Below are 18,753 nucleotides of genomic sequence, written 5' to 3' on the forward strand. Positions count from 1 at the left end.
GGGCGGGCAAGAGGGGGTGAACAAGGGGCGAGGGGGGGTGGGAGAGGGGTGGGAGCGCGGGGTGGGCCGTACGCCGCCTCACCGGAAATTCCGCGCCTTTGGCAGGGCTGCGGCGACGCCGCGGCGGGCTTCGTGAAGGCGCTCGTGGGCCTCGACGTCGGCGGCCAGCGCCGGCTCCTCGCGCACCAGGGCGCGGAAGCGGGCCTCGCGCTCGCGCCTGGCCTCCCCGTCGCGCTGGTCGGGGCCGGAGCGCTTGACCTCGTCGGCCCGCGCGAGGGCCTCCGGCATCGGGAGCGCGAGCGCCTCGGCTCCCTGGAGGCGGGTGAGCATGCCCGACCAGTCCTCCAGCGTGTCGGCGACGACGTGGGTGACGCCGTTGGCGCGCTGGAGGCGCCCCCGGACGCCGACGAGCCGCGCGCCGATCACCACCGGGCGGAAGGCCTCGAAGGTCTTGGGCCACACGATGAGGTTCGCGATGCCGGTCTCGTCCTCCAGCGTCATGAAGATGACGCCCCGCGCCGAGCCCGGGCGCTGGCGGATCAGCACGAGGCCGGACACCGACACCCGCGCGCCGTCGCGCATGCGGTCGAGATCGACGTGGCGGGTGACGCCGCGCCTCTCGAGCGCGGCGCGCAGGAACGAGACCGGGTGCGCCTTGAGCGAGAGCGACAGTGCGCGGTAGTCGGCCACGACCTCCTGGCCGGGCGGCATCGGCGGCAGCGCCGCGTCGGGCTCGCGCTCGGCCATGGAGGCGGCGCGGAACAGGGGCAGGTCGTCCTTGTCGCCGGAGCGGCGCAGCGCCTTCACCGCCCAGAGCGCGTCGCGCCGCGACAGGCCCAGCGAGGCGAAGGCGTCGGCCTCGGCGAGCCGCTCCAGCGTCGCGGGCGGCAGGTCGGTGCGCAGCCAGACGTCGCGCACGGAATCGTAGCCGGCGCCGCGCCGGGCGGCGAGGAGGCGCATCTCCTCCTCGCGCGCGCCCTTGAGCGAGCGCAGGCCGAGCCGCAGCGCGTGCGTCGCGCGGATGTCGCCGCGCATCGAGGCGTGGGCGCGGTGCAGCCGCTCGGCCGCCGGCGGGCCGGGCTCGAGCGTGCAGTCCCAGTCCGAATGGTTGACGTCGGGCGGGCGCACCGCGACGCCGTGCTCGCGGGCGTCGCGCACGATCTGCGCGGGGGCGTAGAAGCCCATGGGCTGGGCGTTCAGGAGGGCGGCGGCGAACACGTCGGGATAGCGCGCCTTGACCCAGCAGGAGGCGTAGACGAGGAGCGCGAAGCTCGCCGCGTGGCTCTCCGGGAAGCCGTACTCGCCGAAGCCCTCGATCTGCCGGAAGCAATGCTCGGCGAAGGCGCGGTCGTAGCCGCGCGCCACCATGCCCTCGACCATCTTCTGCGCGAAGGTGCCGATCGTGCCGACCCGCCGGAAGGTGGCCATGGCCCGGCGCAGCCGGTCGGCCTCGGACGGCGTGAAGCGGGCGGCGACGATGGCGATCTTCATCGCCTGCTCCTGGAAGAGCGGCACGCCGAGCGTCTTGCCGAGCACCTGCTCGAGCTCGTCCGGGGGCCCGTGCTCGGGGGAGGGGGAGGGGAAGACCACGCGTTCGCGGCCCTCGCGGCGACGGAGATAGGGGTGGACCATGTCGCCCTGGATCGGGCCCGGGCGCACGATCGCCACCTCGATGACGAGGTCGTAGAACTTCGCCGGCTTGAGCCGGGGCAGCATCGACATCTGCGCCCGGCTCTCGATCTGGAAGACGCCGAGCGTGTCGGCGCGCTGGATCATGGCGTAGACCCGCGGGTCCTCGGCCGGGATCGTCGCCAGCGTGAGGCGCTCGCCGTAATGATCCTCCAGGAGATCGAAGGCCCGGCGCAGGCACGACAGCATGCCGAGCGCCAGGAGGTCGATCTTGAGCATGCCGAGCGCTTCCAGATCGTCCTTGTCCCACTCGACGGTGGTGCGGCCCTCCATCGACGCGGGCGCGACCGGCGTCACCTCGTCGAGGCGCGAGCGGGTGATGACGAAGCCGCCGGTGTGCTGCGAGAGGTGACGCGGGAAGCCGTTGAGCTCGGCGGCGAGCTCCAGGACCCGGGCGAGGCGGTGCTCGGCGGGGTCCATGCCCAGCCGCTCGACCTCCTTCTCCTCCACGCTCGCCTTCGACCAGCCCCAGATCGAGCCGGAGAGCGCCGAGACGGCGTCGTCGGAGAGGCCGAAGACCTTGCCGACCTCGCGCACGGCGGAGCGGGCGCGGTAGGTGATGACGCTCGCCGCGAGGCCGGCGCGCTCGCGGCCGTAGCGCTCGTAGACGTACTGCATCACCTCCTCGCGCCGCTCGTGCTCGAAATCGACGTCGATGTCGGGCGGCTCCTTGCGCTCGTTGGAGACGAAGCGCTCGAACAGGAGGTCGTGCCTGGTGGGGTCGACCTCGGTGATGCCGAGACAGAAGCACACGGTGGAATTGGCCGCCGAGCCGCGCCCCTGCGCCAGGATCCCGCGCTGGCGGGCGAAGCGCACGATGTCGTGCACGGTGAGGAAGTAGGGCGCGTAGCTCAGCTCGGCGACGAGCGCGAGCTCGTGGCGGATGGCGGCCTGCACCTTCTCGGGGATCGCCTCGCCGAAGCGCTGGCGCGCGCCCTCCCAGGCGTAGTGCGTCAGCGCCGCTTGCGGGTCGGGAAAGCCCTCGCGGCCCTCCTCGGGATACTCGTAGCGCAGGTCGTCGAGGGAGAAGGCGAGGCGCTCGAGGAGCCGCACGGTCTCGGGGATCGCCTCGGGCGCCTCGCGGAACAGGCGGGCCGTCTCGGCGGGCGCCTTGAGATGACGCTCGGCATGGGCTTCGAGCCGGCGGCCGGCGGTGTCGAGGGTGACGCCCTCGCGGATGCAGGCGATCACGTCCTGCAGCCGCCGCCGCTCGGGCGCGTGGTAGAGCACGTCGCCGATGGCGATCGGCGGGACGCCGTGCGCGGCGGCGAGCGCGCGGGTCTTCGCCAGCGCATGGCGCGGCGCGCGGCCGTAGCCGGCTCGGGCGGCGAGGCGCACGCCCGCGGCCGCCTCCCTCAGGGCGGGCACGAAGGCGAGGTGGTCGTCGGGGCGGGCGAGGTCCGGCACGACGATCGTCTCCAGGCCCTGCGCCCGCTCGAGCAGATCGGGGAGGCGCAGGGCGCATTGCCCCTTGGGCGCGCGGCTCTTGCCGAGGGTCAGCAGCCGGCACAGCCGGCCGTAGGCGGCGCGGTCGCGCGGATAGGCGAGGACGTCGGGCGTCCCGTCGTCGAAGACGAGGCGCGTCCCGACGGCGAGCCTCAGCTCGCGCGTGCCGGCCGCGTTCTCGGCGCGCCATTCGCGCAAGGCCACGTGCGCGCGCACCACGCCCGCGAGCGAGTTGCGATCGGCGATCCCGAGCCCGGCGAGCCCCAGCGCCGCCGCCTGGGCGACGAGCTCTTCGGGATGCGAGCCGCCCTCCAGGAAGGAGAAGTTCGTGGTCGTGGCGAATTCGGCATAGGGAACGTGGAGGGGGAGGAGGCCGGTCATGGCGGGCCTCCCGGACGGCGACATGCCCTCACCCCCGGGCCCTTTCCCTTCCGAACTCGATGAGCCGCACATCGTGTCCCGTGCAGTCGAAGCTCCGTGCGAGCGCCGCCGGCCGCTCGTCCCCCGCCCTCTCGGAGGGTGGGCGGCGAATGCGCCGAACCGGCTCCTTCCCTGTAAGGGAAGGTGTCGCCGCGCGAAGCGCGGTGACGGATGGGGCGCGCCGGCAGGCGCGTTCGGCGAAGCCGAAAGCTGGCGCGACCGGCGGCTGCCGGGGGCTTCCGCTTCGCGGAACGCGTCGCTGCGCGCCGCGCCCCATCCGTCACGCCGCCTGCGGCGGCGCGCCACCTTCCCCTACAGGGAAGGACGGGATCGGGGGTCGTGATCATCCGACAGGCCTCGTTGCGGGATACCTGTGCATCGGCGCATTCTTCCGAGAGCCGCGAGAGGCGCCCGCTGGACGCCGTCCCCTCCGGTCCGCGGCTGCGTCGCGGCCCCCTTCCGCTTCGGAGAGATGTCGGTCCCGCCCGCTCATCCGAACAGCCCGTGCACGTACCAGCGCGGGGCCGCGGTCTCGCGGCCGTAGAGGCCCTCGCGGAAGAGCCAGAAGCGGCGACCCTCCACGTCCTCGGCGCGGAAATAGTCGCGGGTGAGCCCCGCCCCGTCCCACCAGGCGGGGGCGATGCGCTCGGGGCCCTCGTAGGCCGCGGTCTCGTGCAGCACGCGCCGCCAGCGGAAGCGCAGGGGCGGGCCGTCCGGCACGGTGGCCACCGCCTCGATCGGCTCGGGCCGGGCGAAGAGGCGGATCGGCCGGTCGGCCGGCGCGTCGGGCAGGGGCGGCGTCCAGCGGACGGCGTCTCTCAGTGGCGGCGTCCCCGGCGCGAGCAGTGCGGCGGCGTCCTCCGGCCAATGCGTGTCGCAAGCGGCGAGCCGGCGCACCCGCTCCGGCCCGAGCCGGGCGCCGAGCGTGTCGACGAGGCGCGCGAGGTCCTCGCCCGCCACCGACCCGTCGAGCCGCCTCGCGGCCTCGTCGAGCCGGCTCGCGGAGAGCGCCGTCAGCCGTACCACGTCGAACCCGTAGCCGATGTCGAGCTCGTCGCGCTCCCCCGCGAGCCGCTCGCGGAAGAGGAGCGCCATGCGCGCGGGATCGCGGGTGGGCCGGCTCGCGCCGACGCGGATGCGGCGCACCGCGCCGTCGACCCGGAAGAGCGACAGCTCGAGCGCCCGCGCGCCCTCGCCGTGCGTGGTCAGCATGCCGGCGAGCTCGTCGGCGAGGCGCGCCAGCGTGCGCGAGACGTCCTCCTGCGTCAGGATCGGCTCGAAGAAGCGCCGCTCCACCACGTAGGGCGGAGCCTCGAGCCGCGCGCCGATGGCCGAGCGGGTGCGCCCGAAGGCGGCGTCGATGCGCGCGATCAGGTCGGCCCCGAAGCGTGCGGCGAAGGGCGCGCGCGGGCGCAAGGCCACGTCCTCGATGCGGCGCAGGCCGAGCTTGGCCAGGCCCTCGACCACGGACGGCGCGACGGCGAGCGCCGAGACCGGCAGGGGGCGCAGAGCCCGCTCCTCCTCGCCGGTCGCGACGATCGCCCCGTCGGCGGCGCGGGCGAGCGCCGCGGCCGCCTCCGGCGTGCCGGCGATGGCGGCGCGGGCGTGGAACCCGAGGCGGCCCAGCCGCGCCACGGCGTCCGCCCGCATCGCGGCCTCGCCGCCGAACAGATGGGCCGAGCCCGTGACGTCGAGCACGATGGCGTCCGGCGGCAGCGTCGCGACGAGGGGCGTCCAGCGCCGGCCCCAATCGGCGAGGCGCGCGAGCGTCGCCGCTTGCGCTTCGGGGTCCGCGTCGACCACGGCGAGGCCCGGATGCAGCGCCCGCGCGTCGGCGAGCGACATCCCCGGCCGCAGGCCGAGCGCGGCGGCGCGCGCGTCGCACGCGGCGAGGCGCAGGGCCCCGCGCTCCTTGACGACGGCGACGAGGGGCGCCTCCTGCGGCGCCTCTTCAGGCGCGGCGGGCGAAGGGGAGGAGGCGCGGCCCCGCCCCGCCTGTCCCGCCTGTCCCGCCCGCCCCGCCCGGCGCGCCCGATCGGTCGCGAGCGTCGGCAGGACGAGGGCCAGGTAGCGCTTCGCGGGCGCGGGGCTCGGCTGCGCGCTCGGGCGCGTCTCGGAAGGCGCGGTCGTCATGGCTCCACTCCAGATGAAACAGGCCCTCGCGGCCGCCGCGATGGCGGGCGAGCCAGGCGCGCCAGGCCGGCGCCCCGGGCTCGCCGGCGAGCCCGGGGCGGCTCGGCGCGGCGGATACGATCCAGCGGGTCTCGGCGGCGCTGGCGAGAACCGTCCCGCGCGCGCCGGCGGCGGCCTGCACGATCAGGCCGGTGGGCGCGCCGCCGCCGCGGGCGGCGCCCCCGCCTTCGCGCGCGGCGAGCACGAGCCGGCGCGAGGCGGTCAGGTCGTAGATCCCGCCCGGCAGGCGGGCGATCTCGGCGATCACGGCCGCGAGCGAGCGGCAGAGCAGGGCCTGCTCCGTCGCCCACAGGGCCTCGCGCGCGTCCTTGGCGCGCACCAGGACGAGCCGCTCCGGGTCGAGCCCGTGCATGGCGAGGCCCGGGGCGTAGGGCGCGCCGTCCTCGCGGGCGGACGCCTCGTCCTGGACGAGGAGCACGCGGCCGGCGGAGCGGTTTTCCCCGCGCCTTGCGAGGCGCGCGGCGAGCGCCGAGGCGAAGCCGTGCGCCGCCCCGAGATCGCCCGCCTCGGCGGCCAGGATCTCGTGGATGGTCCCCCGGGCGAGGCCGCCGCCGAGGACGGCGTCGAGCCCGGGCGCGCCGAGCGGAACCGGCCGTGGCCGGCGACGGCGCGGCGGGGGCGGCGCCGGCGCGGACCCGTCCCCCGCCTCGGCGGCGTAGGCCGCCTGCGCGGGCTCCGAGAAGCCGCCCTCGAACGTCCCGTCGGAGAAAGCGTCCTCGGGCGCGTCACCGCCCTGCGCGGCGAGGGCCGCCCTCAGGGCCGCCCGCGCGCGCTCCAGCCGTTCCGGCAAAGCCTCGGCGTCCGCCGGCGCGCGAGGCGCGCCGTCGCCCGGTCCGCCATGCTGCGGAGCCATGCTTCGATCCCTGTCTGTTCCCAATCCGTTCGCCTATGGATTCCACCGGCCATCCGGGGAGTCAAGCGAGGAGTCGGGCGAAGGAGCGCAATCGCAGCGAGGCGTGATCGGAGCGCGCCGACGGCGCAGGCTCTCCCCTCGCCCTCGCGGCGAGGGGAGTCCGTCGGCGCTCGACGCTGACGGCTCGCGACCATCCCGCAAAGCGCATCCGCCGCAGGAGACGTGTGCATCGACGAGCCGCCAGGGGGAGGGGGGCCCGGCGCGCTTCGGAACGCGCGGGCGCGGCCTTACGCCGCGTCCTCGCGCCGCTCCGACGCGTCCACGGGGGCGCCGTCCCGTGCCGCGAGCGCCTCGCGCACGCGGGTGAACTCGGCTCGCAAGGCCGCGACGTGCTCGACGCCGCGGGCGGCGAGCTCGTCGGTCTCGATGCCGCGCAGGGCGAGGCTCAGCTCGTAGACGCCGACCGCGCCGATGTTCGCGGCGCTCGAGCGCAGGGCGTGGACGAGGTCGCGGAAGGCCTCCGCGTCGCCCGCGTCCACCGCCTCGCCGAGCTCGCCCAGGATCACCTCCGCGTCGCCGACGAAGGCGCTCGTCACCTCGGCGCGGAAGCGCACGCCGCCGAGCCGCTCGAGATCGTCGAGCGTCTTCGTCGCGAGAACCGGGCGCTCGCCGGACGGGGCGACCTCGGCCTCGGCCTCGGGCGCCTCGGCGTCCGCGGCCTCGGTCTCGTCCGGCGCATCGTCGGGGCCGGCGATGTGGATGAAGCCGCCGGCCGGCTCGGCCCGGACCACCTCGGCGAGGACGGCGAAGAGCCGCTCGGGCTCGATCGGCTTCGTCACGCAGCCGACCATGCCGGCCTCCTCGCACAGGCGGCGCGCCTCGGGCGTGGCGTCCGCGGTGAGCGCCACGACGGGGCTGCGCAGGGCGGCGTCCGGCTGGGCGGCGCGGTAGAGCTTCGCGGCGAGCACGCCGTTCATCACCGGCATGTTGACGTCCATGAGCACGACGTCGAAGGGCTCGGCCAGCATCGCGTCGAGGGCCGCCTTGCCGTCGCCGACGATGGCGGCCCGGTGGCCCTCGCGCTCCAGGACCTTGGCGACGACCTTCTGGTTCGTGACGTTGTCCTCGGCGACGAGCACCTTCAGAGGCCGGTCCGGCTTCGCGGCCGAGCCCGCCGCGCGGGCGGAGCCGAGATCGACGAGCCCCGCGACCATCCCCGCCACGCGCAGGGCCGCGACGAGATGGGCGTCGGCGGCGTATCCGGGGAGCGTCGAGGCGAAGAGGCGGCGGATCTCGGGATGGCTCGCCTCGTCGTCGGCGCGCACGAGGGCGCTCGCGGCCGGCGTCGCGCCCGCGGCGCCGATGGCGGCGAGGACCGTCTCGGGCGGCTCGGCGAAGGCGCGGGCGTCGAGGACGAGGACGGCGCGGCCGTCGCGCGCGGCGAGCGCGTCGGCCGCCTCGGCCGGATCGGTGGCCGCGGCCGCGTCCGCGCCGAGCGCGACGAGCCGCTCGGCGAGGCGCGGACCCTCGTCCGCGCCGGAGAGCACGATGGCGTCGGGGAGCCCGGGCGCGGTCTCGGACGCAGCCTCCGCAACCTCGGCGCGGAAGGTGAAGCGGAAGGTCGACCCCGCGCCGGGCTCGCTCTCCACCTCGATGGCGCCGCCGTTGAGCTCGACGAACTGCTTGGCGATGGCGAGCCCGAGCCCGGTGCCGCCGTAGCGGTTGATGATGGTCTCGTCCGCCTGGGCGAAGGAATCGAAGATGCGCGCGCGCGCCTCCGGCGCGATGCCGATGCCGGTGTCGGAGACGCCGACGCGCAGGAGCACCTGCCCGTTCTCCTCGCGCACGCCCTCGCAGGACACCGCGACGTGGCCGCTTTCCGTGAACTTCACGGCGTTCCCGAGGAGGTTGAGCAGCACCTCCTCGAAATGGCGGCGATTGCCCGAGAGCCGCCAGGGCGTGGCGGCGTCGACGTGGAGGAGGAGATCGAGCCCCTTGGCGCGGGCCTGGGCGCGCACCAGGGCGGTGGTGTCCTGCAGGAGCCCGTGCAGGTCGAAGCTCACGCTGTCGGAGGGCATCAGCCCGGCCTCGAGGCGCGAGAAGTCGAGAATGTCGTTGATGTGGTCGAGCAGGACGCGCCCCGCCGTGTTGATCGTGCGGGTCATCTCGCGCTGCTCGGGGTCGAGCTTCGTGTCCTCGAGGAAGCCCGACATGCCGATGATGGCGTTGAGCGGCGTGCGCAGCTCGTGGCTGACGCCGGCGAGGAAGAGGCTCTTCTGCCGGCTCGCCTCCTCGGCCTGCTGCTTGGCGCGCGAGAGCTTGCGGATCAGCGAGGCGGCGTAGAGCGGCAGGATCACGAGGCCGAGGGCGAGGCCCGCGGCGAGCTTCGGGTGGTCGCCCCAGTAGCCGTCCTGGAGCACGACGAGCCCGAAGCCCGCGACCCCGAGCGCCATCGCGGCGTAGAGGTAGCCGACGCCGAAGCGAAAGCCGTTGCCGAAGATCACCCACAGATAGATCGGGTAGAGGACCGCCGTCGTCTCCCCGCCGACGGCGAGGCCGTAGGAGAGCGCGCCGAGGTCGAGCATCATCGCCGCGATGCGCCGTGGCGGGCTGATGCCGGGCGAGAACAGGATGTGGCCCAGGAAACCCAGCCCGGCGAGCCAGTAGAGCGTCACCACGGCGAGCGGCTGGTCCACGCCTTCGATGCCGAGGTGGTAGCACACCAGCAGATACAGCAGGATGATCCCGCCTATGACGAGACGGTTGACCACCATCTCGTGCTCGCGATCGGGCCGGTCGCGGAAGACGGGGAACATCGAGCCGCGGGACTGGTCGGCGCCCAGCGCGTGCGTGTGCGCGGCGACGGAGGCGGGACGGGTCTTCATGCGGAGAGCGCCATGATCGCGTTCGAGCGCACGAGCGCCACGAACTCGGCTGCCGGGATCGGTCTCGAGAACAGGAAGCCTTGCGCCTCCTCGCAACCCTCCGCGCGGAGGAGGCCGACCTGATCGGGGCTGTCGACGCCCTCGGCCACGGTCTCGATGCCGAGCGAATGACCCAGGTTGATGATCGCGCGCACGATGGCGGCGTCGTTGGGGTCGTTCTTCATGTTGCGCACGAAGCCCTGGTCGATCTTCAGGCGATCGACCGGGAACTTCTTGACGTAGGCGAGCGAGGAATAGCCGGTGCCGAAATCGTCGATGGAGAAGGTCACGCCGAGCTTGCGCAGCTCCGCGAGCTCCGCCGCAACGGCCTCGGCGTTCTGCATCAGGATCGTCTCGGTGATCTCGAGGTCGAGGAGCTCGGGCTCGAGCGTCGATTCGGAGAGCACGTCGACCACGAGATCGCGCATGTTCTGCTTGCGGAACTGGATCGGCGAGAGGTTCACGCCCACACGAAGGCGCGGAAGGCCCATCCCCTGCCAGGATTTCGCCTCCCGGCAGGCCTCGCGCATGACCCATTCGTTGATCGGGATGATGATCCCGGTCTCCTCCGCGAAGGGCAGGAAGTCGAGCGGCCGCACCAGGCCCCGCTTGGGATGGCGCCAGCGCACCAGCGCCTCGGCGCCGACGATGCGGCCGGAGCGCAGGTCGATCTGCGGCTGGTAGTGCAGCTCGAACTCGCGGTTGGCGATGGCGCGGCGCAGGTCGGTCTCGAGCGTGATGCCCTCGCGCGCGGCGGTCACCATCTCCGCCGCGAAGAAGCGGTGCGCGTTGCGCTCCTCCGCCTTGGCCCGGTACATGGCGATGTCGGCGTTCTTGATCAGCTCGTCGGTGTCCTCGCCGTCGCCGGGATAGAGCACGACGCCGAGGCTCGCGCCCACGACGATGTCCTCGCCGGCGATGCGGAACGGCTCGCCGATGGCGTGGATCAGTCGCTGGGCGAACTCGCGCGCGTCCTCGGGGCGCTGAACGTCCGCCTGCAGCACGGCGTATTCGTCGCCGCCCAGCCGCGCCACGGTGTCGGTCTCGCGCACCACGTGGCGCAGGCGCTCCGAGACGGTCTTCAGCAGCTCGTCGCCGCGATGGTGGCCGAGCGCGTCGTTGACGCTCTTGAAGCGGTCGAGGTCGATGAGGTGGAGCGCGAAGAAGCGATCGCCGCGCCGGGCGCGGGCGATCTCGCGGCGCATCCGGTCCTGGAGCAGGGTGCGGTTGGCGAGGCCGGTGAGGGCGTCGTGGTGGGCGAGGTGGACGAGATGGCTCTCGGCCTTCTTGCGGTCGGTGATGTCGAGCGCCGTGGTGAGCACGGCGATGACGTGGCCGTTGGCGTCGGACAAGGGCGATTTCGTCACCACGAAGGCGTGCTTGGCGCCGTCCCTGTCCTGCACCTCCTCCTCGTAGCTGGGCAGCGCCCGGGCGGAGCGGAAGACGAGCTGGTCGAGGGCGAGGCTGCGCTGGGCGCGCTCGGGGCCGATCAGGTCCGCGGCGGGCCGGCCGATGGCGCCCGCCTGGTCGACGCCGGTGAAGGCCGACATGTGCGCGTTGAGGAAGACGCAGGCGCCCTCGCGGTCGTGCGCGCTGATCAGCGCCGGTACCGTGTCGATGACCTGGGCGAGCCGCTGGCGGCTGTCGCGCAGGAGCGCCTCGCGCGAGCGCTCCGAATCCTCGAGCTCGCGCTCGAGCGAGACGGCGCGGCTCTTGATGATCAGCGCCTGGCGACGCATGCGCAGCAGGTTGCGCGCGCGGGTGAGGAACTCGGCGTGGTCGACGGGGCTCAGCAGGAAGTCGGTGGCGCCGGCCTCCAGCGCCTCCAGCCGGAAGGAGCGCTCCTCGTAGACCGTGATGGCGATAACCGGCACGTCCTCGCGGCCGGGCAGCTCGCGAAACCGACGCGTGAACTCCGCGCCGTTCATCTTCGGCATCTTGAAATCGGTGATGACCAGATCCGGAGTGGTCTCCGCCAGCCGCTCGAGCGCTTTCGCGGGATCGCCGAACGCCTCCACCACGACATCGTCCGCGATCGACGCGGCGAGACGCGAGAAGATGTTTCTGTTCGTCACCCGGTCGTCGAGGATGATGATCAAGGGCATGCGCGAAGTACCGTTTCCTCTCCACGGACCCGCCGGGGAGCCGGCCCGTGACGACGCATGCTAGCGACCAACCCTAAAAGAATAATCAACAAAGGCAAAAGGTGAGGTTCTGGACGAAACCACTCGGATTCGATGTTTATGACGCTTTTATTCGTAATGTATTCGAGCAGGCCCGATTCGAATGTAGACTAAATATAAATTAGACGCCGATGGGGTCGCGTGCCGCCGGTCTCAGCATTTTCCTGCGTTTCCGCGCGAAGCCGCGGCCGGCGGCGCCGCCCCAAGCTTGACGACGACGCCGGGCTCGACCGGCGACGACCTGCCGGGAGACCGTAACGGATCTTATCTTGGGTTGCGAACCCCTGGGAAACTTGTATGCATGCGTTCAACCGCAAATGCACTCAGGCGGTTTCCGCGAGCGTCGGCGCCGGCGTGTCGACGTCGTCGGGCTCCTCGTCGGCGACGTCGAGGCCGCGGGCGTCGGCGCCGGTGACCTCGGCGAGATTGCGCGCGACCTTGCGCAGGAGCTTGCGCAGCCGCTTGCGGTCCTTGGCGTCGAAATCGCCGAGGAGCTCCGTCTCCACGTCCTCCCAGATCGTGGCGATGGCCTCGGCCTTGGCGGCGCCTTCGGCGGTGAGGCCGACGCGCACCACGCGGGCGTCGTCGGGCTCGGCCCGGCGCTCGACGAGCCCGAGCGCGGCGAGGCGCGAGACGGTCTTCGAGGCGGTCGGCGGGCGCACGCGCAGGATGCCGGCGAGCTCGCCCATGGTCATCTGGCCCTCGGCCGCGAGCGCCTGCACGACCTGCTCCTGGCCGGCGAACAGGCCGAGCTCCGCCAGCTTGTCGCCCATGCGCGACCGGTGCAGGCGCGCCGCCTGGACGAGCGCCCAGCCGACGCTCTTCGATCCCGGATGCTTGCTCTTCGCGCTCATCGCCGTGACCCCCTCCGCGGGCTGTGCGCCCTTAGATCGGCGAAAGCCATGAAACTGAGATGACAGCCGTCGAAATAAATCCGCCGGCCGCGGCGGCTCAGGCAGGCGACCCGCGCCCGATGAGCCAGGGACCGAGCGCGTCCGCCTCGAGGGGACGGGCGTAGAGGAAGCCTTGCGCGGCCTCGCAGCCGAGGTCGCGCACGAAGGCGTGCTGCGCCTCGGTCTCGACCCCCTCGACCACGCTCTCGAAGCCCAGCGAGCGGATCAGGGCGAGGATCGCCGTGAACAGCGCCTCGCCGCGCCCCCCGTCGAGCGCGCAGGCCAGGAAGCCCCGATCGATCTTCACGAGATCGACGGGCATGCGGCTGAGCGAGGCGAGGGAGGAATGGCCGACCCCGAAATCGTCGATGGCGATTCGCACGCCTCGTGAGCGCAACTCCGCCAGCGCGGCCACGGCGGCGTCGGAGCCGAAGGCCGTCTCGGTGACCTCCAGCACGAGCGCCTCGGGAGGCAGCCCGTTGCGGTGCAGCGCGGAGAGCACCACGGCCGCGAAGCTGCGACGCTCCAGCAGCGTCAGGTCGAGGTTGACCGTGACGTAGCCGATACGCCCGGCGGCGATCTCCGGCGCCGCGCCGCGCAGCGCCATGTCCAGCATGGCGACGGTGAGCGCGAAGATCTGGCCGCTTTCGACGGCGGCGGGGATGAACAGGCTCGGCGGCACGTCGCCGAGGCTCGGGCTGCGCCAGCGGCACAACGCCTCCACGCCGCGGGCGCGCCCGTCGGCGACGGCGACGATCGGCTGGAACGCCGAGCGAAACTCTTGTCGGGCGAGCGCCGGGGCGATCTCCAGCTCGTAGTCCGCGGCCGTGGGGGCGGCGCGCTCCGGAGGGCGCTCCAGCAGCACCCAGCGGCCGCGCTTGTCCCTCGCCGCCTCGCGCTCGGCGGCCGTGGCGGTGGCGACCAGGGTGTCCACCGGGCAGCCGGGGTGGACGGCGATCCCGGCCCGCACGGCGAGGGTGATGCTGCTCGCGCCCTCCTCGAAGGGCGTGCGGAAGGCGTCGAGGATCTCGGCGCCGAGCCGGCGCAGGTCGTCCGCCCCGTCCCGACGCGCCACGAAGAGAAAGGAATCCTCGCCGAAGCGGGCGAGATACTCGCCCTTCCTGAGCAGCGCCTGCAGCCGGCGGGAGGCGCCGACGAGGAGCTGGTCGCCCATGCGCGCGCCGTGGCGCTCGACGATGGGCGCGAGCCGATTGAGCGCCACCACGATCACCCCGACGACGCCGGTCTCCACGGCCGCCACCGTGCGGCGCAGGCGCGCCTCGGCGATCTCCCGGCGCAGGAGCCCGGTGAGCGCGTCGAAATTCTTGATCCAGTGGAGCCGCTCCTCCGAGATCCGCAGCAGCGTCGAGACGAAGGCGCGGCGCAGCCGGGCGGCGATCTCGGCGTCGGCGGCGTCGAACCGCGTGCTCGTCCCGCCGACCGTCTGCTGCCAGACCGCGAAGGAGCGCCGCGGCCCCAGGCGGCCCGTCTTCGGATCGGGCTCCATCGGGCGGTTCGGGTTGCCCCCCCAGGACACGTCGCGCTTGCGCTCGGGACGGAACCAGACGACGCCGTCACCCGGATGGTTCGGCAGGAAGATCGCCGCCGCTCCGCTGGCGCAGCCGGCCCAGGCCGCGAGGCTCGGGTCGAGCGCGCGCGTCTCCTCGGTGGCGGCGTAGCTCGTCTCGTCGTGGGCGAGCCGCGCCATCACGGTCCGGCAGACCGCCTCCGGCGGCGTCTCGCCCAGGCGCAGCACGCCGCCGCCGATCTTGGCGTAGCAGCCGGTCGCGTTCATCGCCGCGAGCAGCTGGTCCCCGCGCGCGGTGACGGCGCGGGCCACGCTGTCGGTCTCGGCGAGCTCGCTCTCGACCGCGGTGATCGCGGACGCGCGATGCGCGAGGACCGCCTTGCGCTCCGTGGCGAGGCGAATGTCGATGAGCGCGGACAGGGTCTGCCCGATGAGGTCGACGAGGCCGCGCAGGGTGCAGTCGACGTCCTTGTGGACGCCGTGATGCAGCACCAGCATCCCCCAGAGCGCGTCGTCGACGATCAGCGACACCGCGAGCGTCGCACGCACGCCCATGTTCTCGAGGTAGGTGAGATGATAGGGCGAGACCGCTCGCAGAACGGCGTAGGTGAGGTCCAGCACCGCGCCGCTGCGACCCGGCGCGCCGACGAGCGCGGCGGGTTCGTGGCGCACGTCCGGTATCTGGCGCACCCGCTGGAGCAGGTACATGCGCCGCGCCTGCGCTGGAATGTCGGAGGCGGGATAGTGCAGGCCGAGATAGGGCTCCAGCCGGGGCTCGCGGCTCTCGGCGACGACCTCGCCGTGCATGTCCTCGTCGAACCGGTAGACCATGGCGCGATCGAAGCCGGTGAGCGCGCGGGCCTCGTCGGTCGTCGCCTCGAGCATCGTGGCGAGATCGGGCGCCGCCCGGAGCCGCTGGATCAGGCGCTGAGCGTCGGAGACGGCGCGCGCGGCGTCCCGGGGGTCCGCGGGCGGCAGGCATTCGATGATGACGTAGCCGTCGCTGCGGTGGGCGACGGCGTCGAAGGCCCGGGTGCGGTCCGGGGTGCGCACGGTGGTGAAGTTGGTGGGCGCGTAGCGCTCGGTGCGCAGGAGCTCGCGCAGCCGCGTGAGCGAATCGGAGCACAGCACCTCCGACAGCGGGCGACCGACCAGATCCCGCGGCGCACGGCCGAGATGGGCGACCACGTTCTCGCTCGTGAAGGCGATGGCGTCCGTATCCGCCTCCACCGCGAGAAGGAATCCGAAGGGCTGGATGCGCCCGGGAAAGGTCAGGGGCTCCGCTTCGCAGAGGGCGTCGTGGTGGTCATGCGGGCTCAACGGGTCGGTGCTCATCGGCTCGCGCGGCGTTCGTTCTCTCGTGAGGTGTCGGCGAGCGTGGCGACGAGCGCGCCCGCGCGAGCGAAGGCCTCCTGCGCGCCGGCGACGGCGGCGCGCGCGTCCGCCTCGCCGTGCGTGCCGCCCCACTCGTCGAGGGCGGCGGCGAAGAGCGGCCACCGCCGCTCGAGCGCACGGCTCGCCCCGCAGAAGCGCACCCAGCGCGGGTCGCGCTCCTCGCGCCAGGCGTCCGCGAGCACGGATGCGCCGAGGGTCGAGCCGCAGACGGCGTAGGCCGCGCCGATGATGGCGGCCTCGTCCGCGAGGGCGAGCTCGTCGGCCTCCGCGGGGCCGTCGGCGCCGTGCGCGTCGAGCACCGCGGCGGAGAAGACGCCGATCTCGTCCCGCAGCCGGCCTGGAGGCAGCCGCCGCGCCGCGCGCTCGAGCCACGACACCAGGCCCAGGTTCAGCGCCATCAAGAGAGACGGCCCGCTTCCCGGCCGCGCCTTGGCGGCCTTCACGAAGCGCTTTTCCGCCGCTGCATGGGCTGCCCGGGTCTCCAGGCGCAGGACGGCGGACAGGCGCGTGGCGGGCGGGGACGTGGCGGGCAGGGGCTCCACGGCGGCATCGAACATGGGACGGCGGACCTCGACCTTAGATTTCTCTCCGCGCGAGCGACACGACTAACATACATGAACCCATTTTCAGAGAAGACTGTGTGCAATACCTAGCCACCCGATGCAAGCGTAAACTTCAACCGATTTAATCCATACCGCGGCAGTTGGGAACCCGAACGAAGCGAACAGCCGGAGATCGACATAGTTGGCGATCGAAGGCTGTCCCCACCGCCGGCCGACGCGCTCAATCGTATCTGAGCGCGCCGGCCTTCCCGCGGAAGATCCAGTAGGACAGGGCCGTGTAGCCCGCGATCATCGGCAGGACGAGACAGGCGCCGACGAACATGATCATCAGCGAGGCGTCCGACGCCGCCGCCTCCCAGATCGTCGTCTGCTCCGGCACCACGTAGGGGAAGAAGGAATAGGCGAGGCCGTAGAAGCCCATCGCGAACAGCGCGATCGCGCCGGCGAAGGGCGCCCAGGCGAAACGGTCGCTCGCGGTCGGCAGGACGCGCAGGACGAGGTCGAGCAGGACGAACAGCCCCGCCGTGACGAGCGGCACCGGCGCCAGCAGCAGGAGGTAGGGCAGCTCGAACCATTTGGCGAAGATCCGCTCGCTCATCAGCGGCGTAACCACGGAAACCGCGACGAAGCCGAGCGCCACGAGCCACAGCGTGCCCCGCGCCCAGCGCACCGCCCGGCGCTGCAGATCGCCCTCGCCCTTCAGGATCAGCCAGGACGCGCCGATGAAGGCGTAGCCCGCCACCAGCGACACGGCGGTGAGGACGGCGAAGGCGACGTTGCCGGCGGTGCGCTCGAAGCCGGTGATGTAGAGGCCGAGCATGTAGCCCTGCGCCAGCGTCGCGACGAGGGAGCCGGCGAAGAAGGCGCGGTCCCACCAGATCCGGTGGCCGTCCTGCGCCTTGGCGCGGAAGTCGAAGGCGACGCCGCGCAGGATCAGCCCGGCGAGCATCGCCGCGACCGGCAGGTAGAGCGCGCCGAGGATCGTCCCCTGGGCGAAGGGGAAGGCGACGAGGAGGAGGCCCACCGCGAGCACGAGCCAGGTCTCGTTCGCGTCCCAGAACGGCCCGATCGAGGCGATCATCCGGTCCTTGTGGGCGTCGGTGGCGCCCGTGAGGATGCCCACCCCGAGATCGTAGCCGTCGAGGACGACGTAGAGCAGGATCGAGAGCCCGAGCAGGCCCGCGAAGGCGACGGGAAGCCAGGATTGGCCGTGTGCGAGGAGGTCCATGTCGGTCACCGGTTACGCGGCGGGGGAGGCGGCGAGGCGCTCGCCGCCCTGCGCGATGGGGGCCGCGGGGCCGGCCTGGCCGGTCGCGGTCGCGGACGCCTTGCCCGCGAGGTGGTAGAGCGTCGCGACATAGGCCGCGAGCAGGACGACGTAGAGCGCGAGGTACATGGCGAGCGTGGTCCAGACCATGCCGGCGCCGGCGGTCTTCGTCACCGCGTCCGCGGTCGAGAGCACCCCCGTCACCAGCCAGGGCTGGCGGCCGATCTCGGTGACGTACCAGCCCGCGGTGGTCGCGACCCAGCCCGAGAAGGTCATGGCGACGAGCGCCCAGGCGAGGAGCCGGCCCGGCTCGCCGCGCTTCCACACGCCGTAGCTCGCGGCCCAGGACACGGCCAGCATGAGGAAGCCGACGCCGACCATGATCCGGAAGCCCCAGAACACGGGCGCGACGGGGGGGTGCTCCACCGTGCCGTCCTCGGCGACGAAGTCGTTCAGCCCCGGCACGACGCCCTCCGGGTCGTGCTTCAGGATCAGGCTCGCGCCGTTGGGAATGGCGATCTCGAAGCGGTTCTCGCGGGTCTCCTCGTCCGGGAGGGCGAAGAGGACGAGAGGCACGTTGCCGCGGGTCTCCCAGTTCGCCTCCATGGCCGCGACCTTGGCGGGCTGGTGCTCGAGCGTGTTGAGGCCGTGCATGTCGCCGGCGAGGATCTGCAGCGGGATCAGGCCGGCCGCCAGGAACACGCCGGTGCGCAGGGCCGCCATGACGCCGCCCGAGCGGTCGCCGCGCAGCCAGCGCCAGGCCGAGAGGCCGGCCACCAGGAAGGCGGCGGTGAGACCCGAGGCGAGGAGCATGTGCGCGAGCCGGTAGGGCATGGACGGGTTGAAGACGATCGCCCACCAGTCGGTCGCGTGCACGACGCCGTCGACGACCTCGTAGCCGGCCGGCGTGTGCATCCAGGAGTTCAGGACCAGGATCCAGAAGGCCGACATGGTCGTGCCGAAGGCGACGAGCACGGTGGCGAGCGTGTGCAGCCAGTTCGGCACCTTGCGGAAGCCGAACAGCATGATGCCGAGGAAGGTCGCCTCCAGGAAGAAGGCGGTCAGCACCTCGTAGGCGAGGAGCGGTCCCGCGACGTTGCCGACGCGCTCCATGAAGCCCGGCCAGTTGGTGCCGAACTGGAAGGACATGGTGATGCCCGACACGACGCCGAGCGCGAAGGAGAGCGCGAACACCTTCACGAAGAAGCGATAGGCGTCCATCCAGCCTTCGTCGCGGGAGGCGTTGTAGCGCAGCTTGAAATAGAGCAGCACCCAGCCGAGCGCGATGGTGATCGTCGGGAACAGGATGTGGAAGGTGATGTTCGCGCCGAACTGGATACGGGAGAGGAGAAAGGCGTCCATCATGGCGTGTCACGGTCTCGAGCGGGGGATTGGCGAC

General features: G+C 72.9%; 10 protein-coding genes. All 10 read right to left on the reverse strand.

Annotation, left to right across the window (positions count from 1 at the left end; all coding sequences use genetic code 11):
- Positions 1-78: 78 nt before the first annotated feature.
- Positions 79-3,516, reverse strand: a complete 3,438-nt coding sequence (locus ABL310_RS01650) for an error-prone DNA polymerase (protein WP_349369982.1) — start codon at positions 3,514-3,516, stop codon at positions 79-81.
- 528 nt (positions 3,517-4,044) lie between these two features.
- Positions 4,045-5,622 (reverse strand): DNA polymerase Y family protein, encoded by a 1,578-nt coding sequence (locus ABL310_RS01655; RefSeq protein ID WP_349372141.1) that lies wholly within the window; start codon positions 5,620-5,622, stop codon positions 4,045-4,047.
- Positions 5,507-6,601 carry a hypothetical protein gene (locus ABL310_RS01660; RefSeq protein ID WP_349369983.1) on the reverse strand — a complete coding sequence of 365 codons (1,095 nt, stop codon included), beginning with the start codon at positions 6,599-6,601 and terminating at the stop codon, positions 5,507-5,509. Before ABL310_RS01660 ends, ABL310_RS01655 begins: the two co-directional genes overlap by 116 nt.
- Positions 6,602-6,888: 287 nt before the next feature.
- Positions 6,889-9,486, reverse strand: a complete 2,598-nt coding sequence (locus ABL310_RS01665; protein WP_349369984.1) for an ATP-binding protein — start codon at positions 9,484-9,486, stop codon at positions 6,889-6,891.
- Complete coding sequence (locus ABL310_RS01670; protein WP_349369985.1) at positions 9,483-11,630, reverse strand: EAL domain-containing protein; 2,148 nt, start codon at positions 11,628-11,630, stop codon at positions 9,483-9,485. Before ABL310_RS01670 ends, ABL310_RS01665 begins: the two co-directional genes overlap by 4 nt.
- A 401-nt stretch (positions 11,631-12,031) precedes the next feature.
- Positions 12,032-12,562 (reverse strand): MarR family winged helix-turn-helix transcriptional regulator, encoded by a 531-nt coding sequence (locus tag ABL310_RS01675; protein WP_349369986.1) that lies wholly within the window; start codon positions 12,560-12,562, stop codon positions 12,032-12,034.
- A 97-nt stretch (positions 12,563-12,659) separates the two neighbouring features.
- Entirely contained in the window at positions 12,660-15,464 is a 2,805-nt protein-coding gene (locus ABL310_RS01680; protein ID WP_349369987.1) for an EAL domain-containing protein, read from the reverse strand.
- Positions 15,461-16,081, reverse strand: coding sequence for a hypothetical protein (locus ABL310_RS01685; RefSeq protein ID WP_349369988.1), 621 nt, complete (start codon positions 16,079-16,081; stop codon positions 15,461-15,463). Before ABL310_RS01685 ends, ABL310_RS01680 begins: the two co-directional genes overlap by 4 nt.
- 226 nt (positions 16,082-16,307) lie before the next feature.
- Positions 16,308-17,315 carry a cytochrome d ubiquinol oxidase subunit II gene (locus tag ABL310_RS01690; RefSeq protein ID WP_349369989.1) on the reverse strand — a complete coding sequence of 336 codons (1,008 nt, stop codon included), beginning with the start codon at positions 17,313-17,315 and terminating at the stop codon, positions 16,308-16,310.
- A 12-nt stretch (positions 17,316-17,327) separates the two neighbouring features.
- Positions 17,328-18,716: a cytochrome ubiquinol oxidase subunit I gene (locus ABL310_RS01695; RefSeq protein WP_349372142.1), complete on the reverse strand. Its 1,389-nt coding sequence runs from the start codon at positions 18,714-18,716 to the stop codon at positions 17,328-17,330.
- Between the last annotated feature and the right edge of the window lie 37 nt (positions 18,717-18,753).

The sequence above is a fragment of the Salinarimonas sp. genome (assembly GCF_040111675.1).
Lineage (GTDB): Bacteria > Pseudomonadota > Alphaproteobacteria > Rhizobiales > Beijerinckiaceae > Salinarimonas.

What these genes read in the sequence shown, in the direction of transcription:
- ABL310_RS01650 (WP_349369982.1), bottom strand. Translation starts at nt 3,516, where the DNA reads ATGACCGGCCTCCTCCCCCTCCACGTTCCCTATGCCGAATTCGCCACG.
- ABL310_RS01660 (WP_349369983.1), bottom strand. Translation starts at nt 6,601, where the DNA reads ATGGCTCCGCAGCATGGCGGACCGGGCGACGGCGCGCCTCGCGCGCCG.
- ABL310_RS01665 (WP_349369984.1), bottom strand. Translation starts at nt 9,486, where the DNA reads ATGAAGACCCGTCCCGCCTCCGTCGCCGCGCACACGCACGCGCTGGGC.
- ABL310_RS01670 (WP_349369985.1), bottom strand. Translation starts at nt 11,630, where the DNA reads ATGCCCTTGATCATCATCCTCGACGACCGGGTGACGAACAGAAACATC.
- ABL310_RS01675 (WP_349369986.1), bottom strand. Translation starts at nt 12,562, where the DNA reads ATGAGCGCGAAGAGCAAGCATCCGGGATCGAAGAGCGTCGGCTGGGCG.
- ABL310_RS01680 (WP_349369987.1), bottom strand. Translation starts at nt 15,464, where the DNA reads ATGAGCACCGACCCGTTGAGCCCGCATGACCACCACGACGCCCTCTGC.
- ABL310_RS01685 (WP_349369988.1), bottom strand. Translation starts at nt 16,081, where the DNA reads ATGTTCGATGCCGCCGTGGAGCCCCTGCCCGCCACGTCCCCGCCCGCC.
- ABL310_RS01690 (WP_349369989.1), bottom strand. Translation starts at nt 17,315, where the DNA reads ATGGACCTCCTCGCACACGGCCAATCCTGGCTTCCCGTCGCCTTCGCG.
- ABL310_RS01695 (WP_349372142.1), bottom strand. Translation starts at nt 18,716, where the DNA reads ATGGACGCCTTTCTCCTCTCCCGTATCCAGTTCGGCGCGAACATCACC.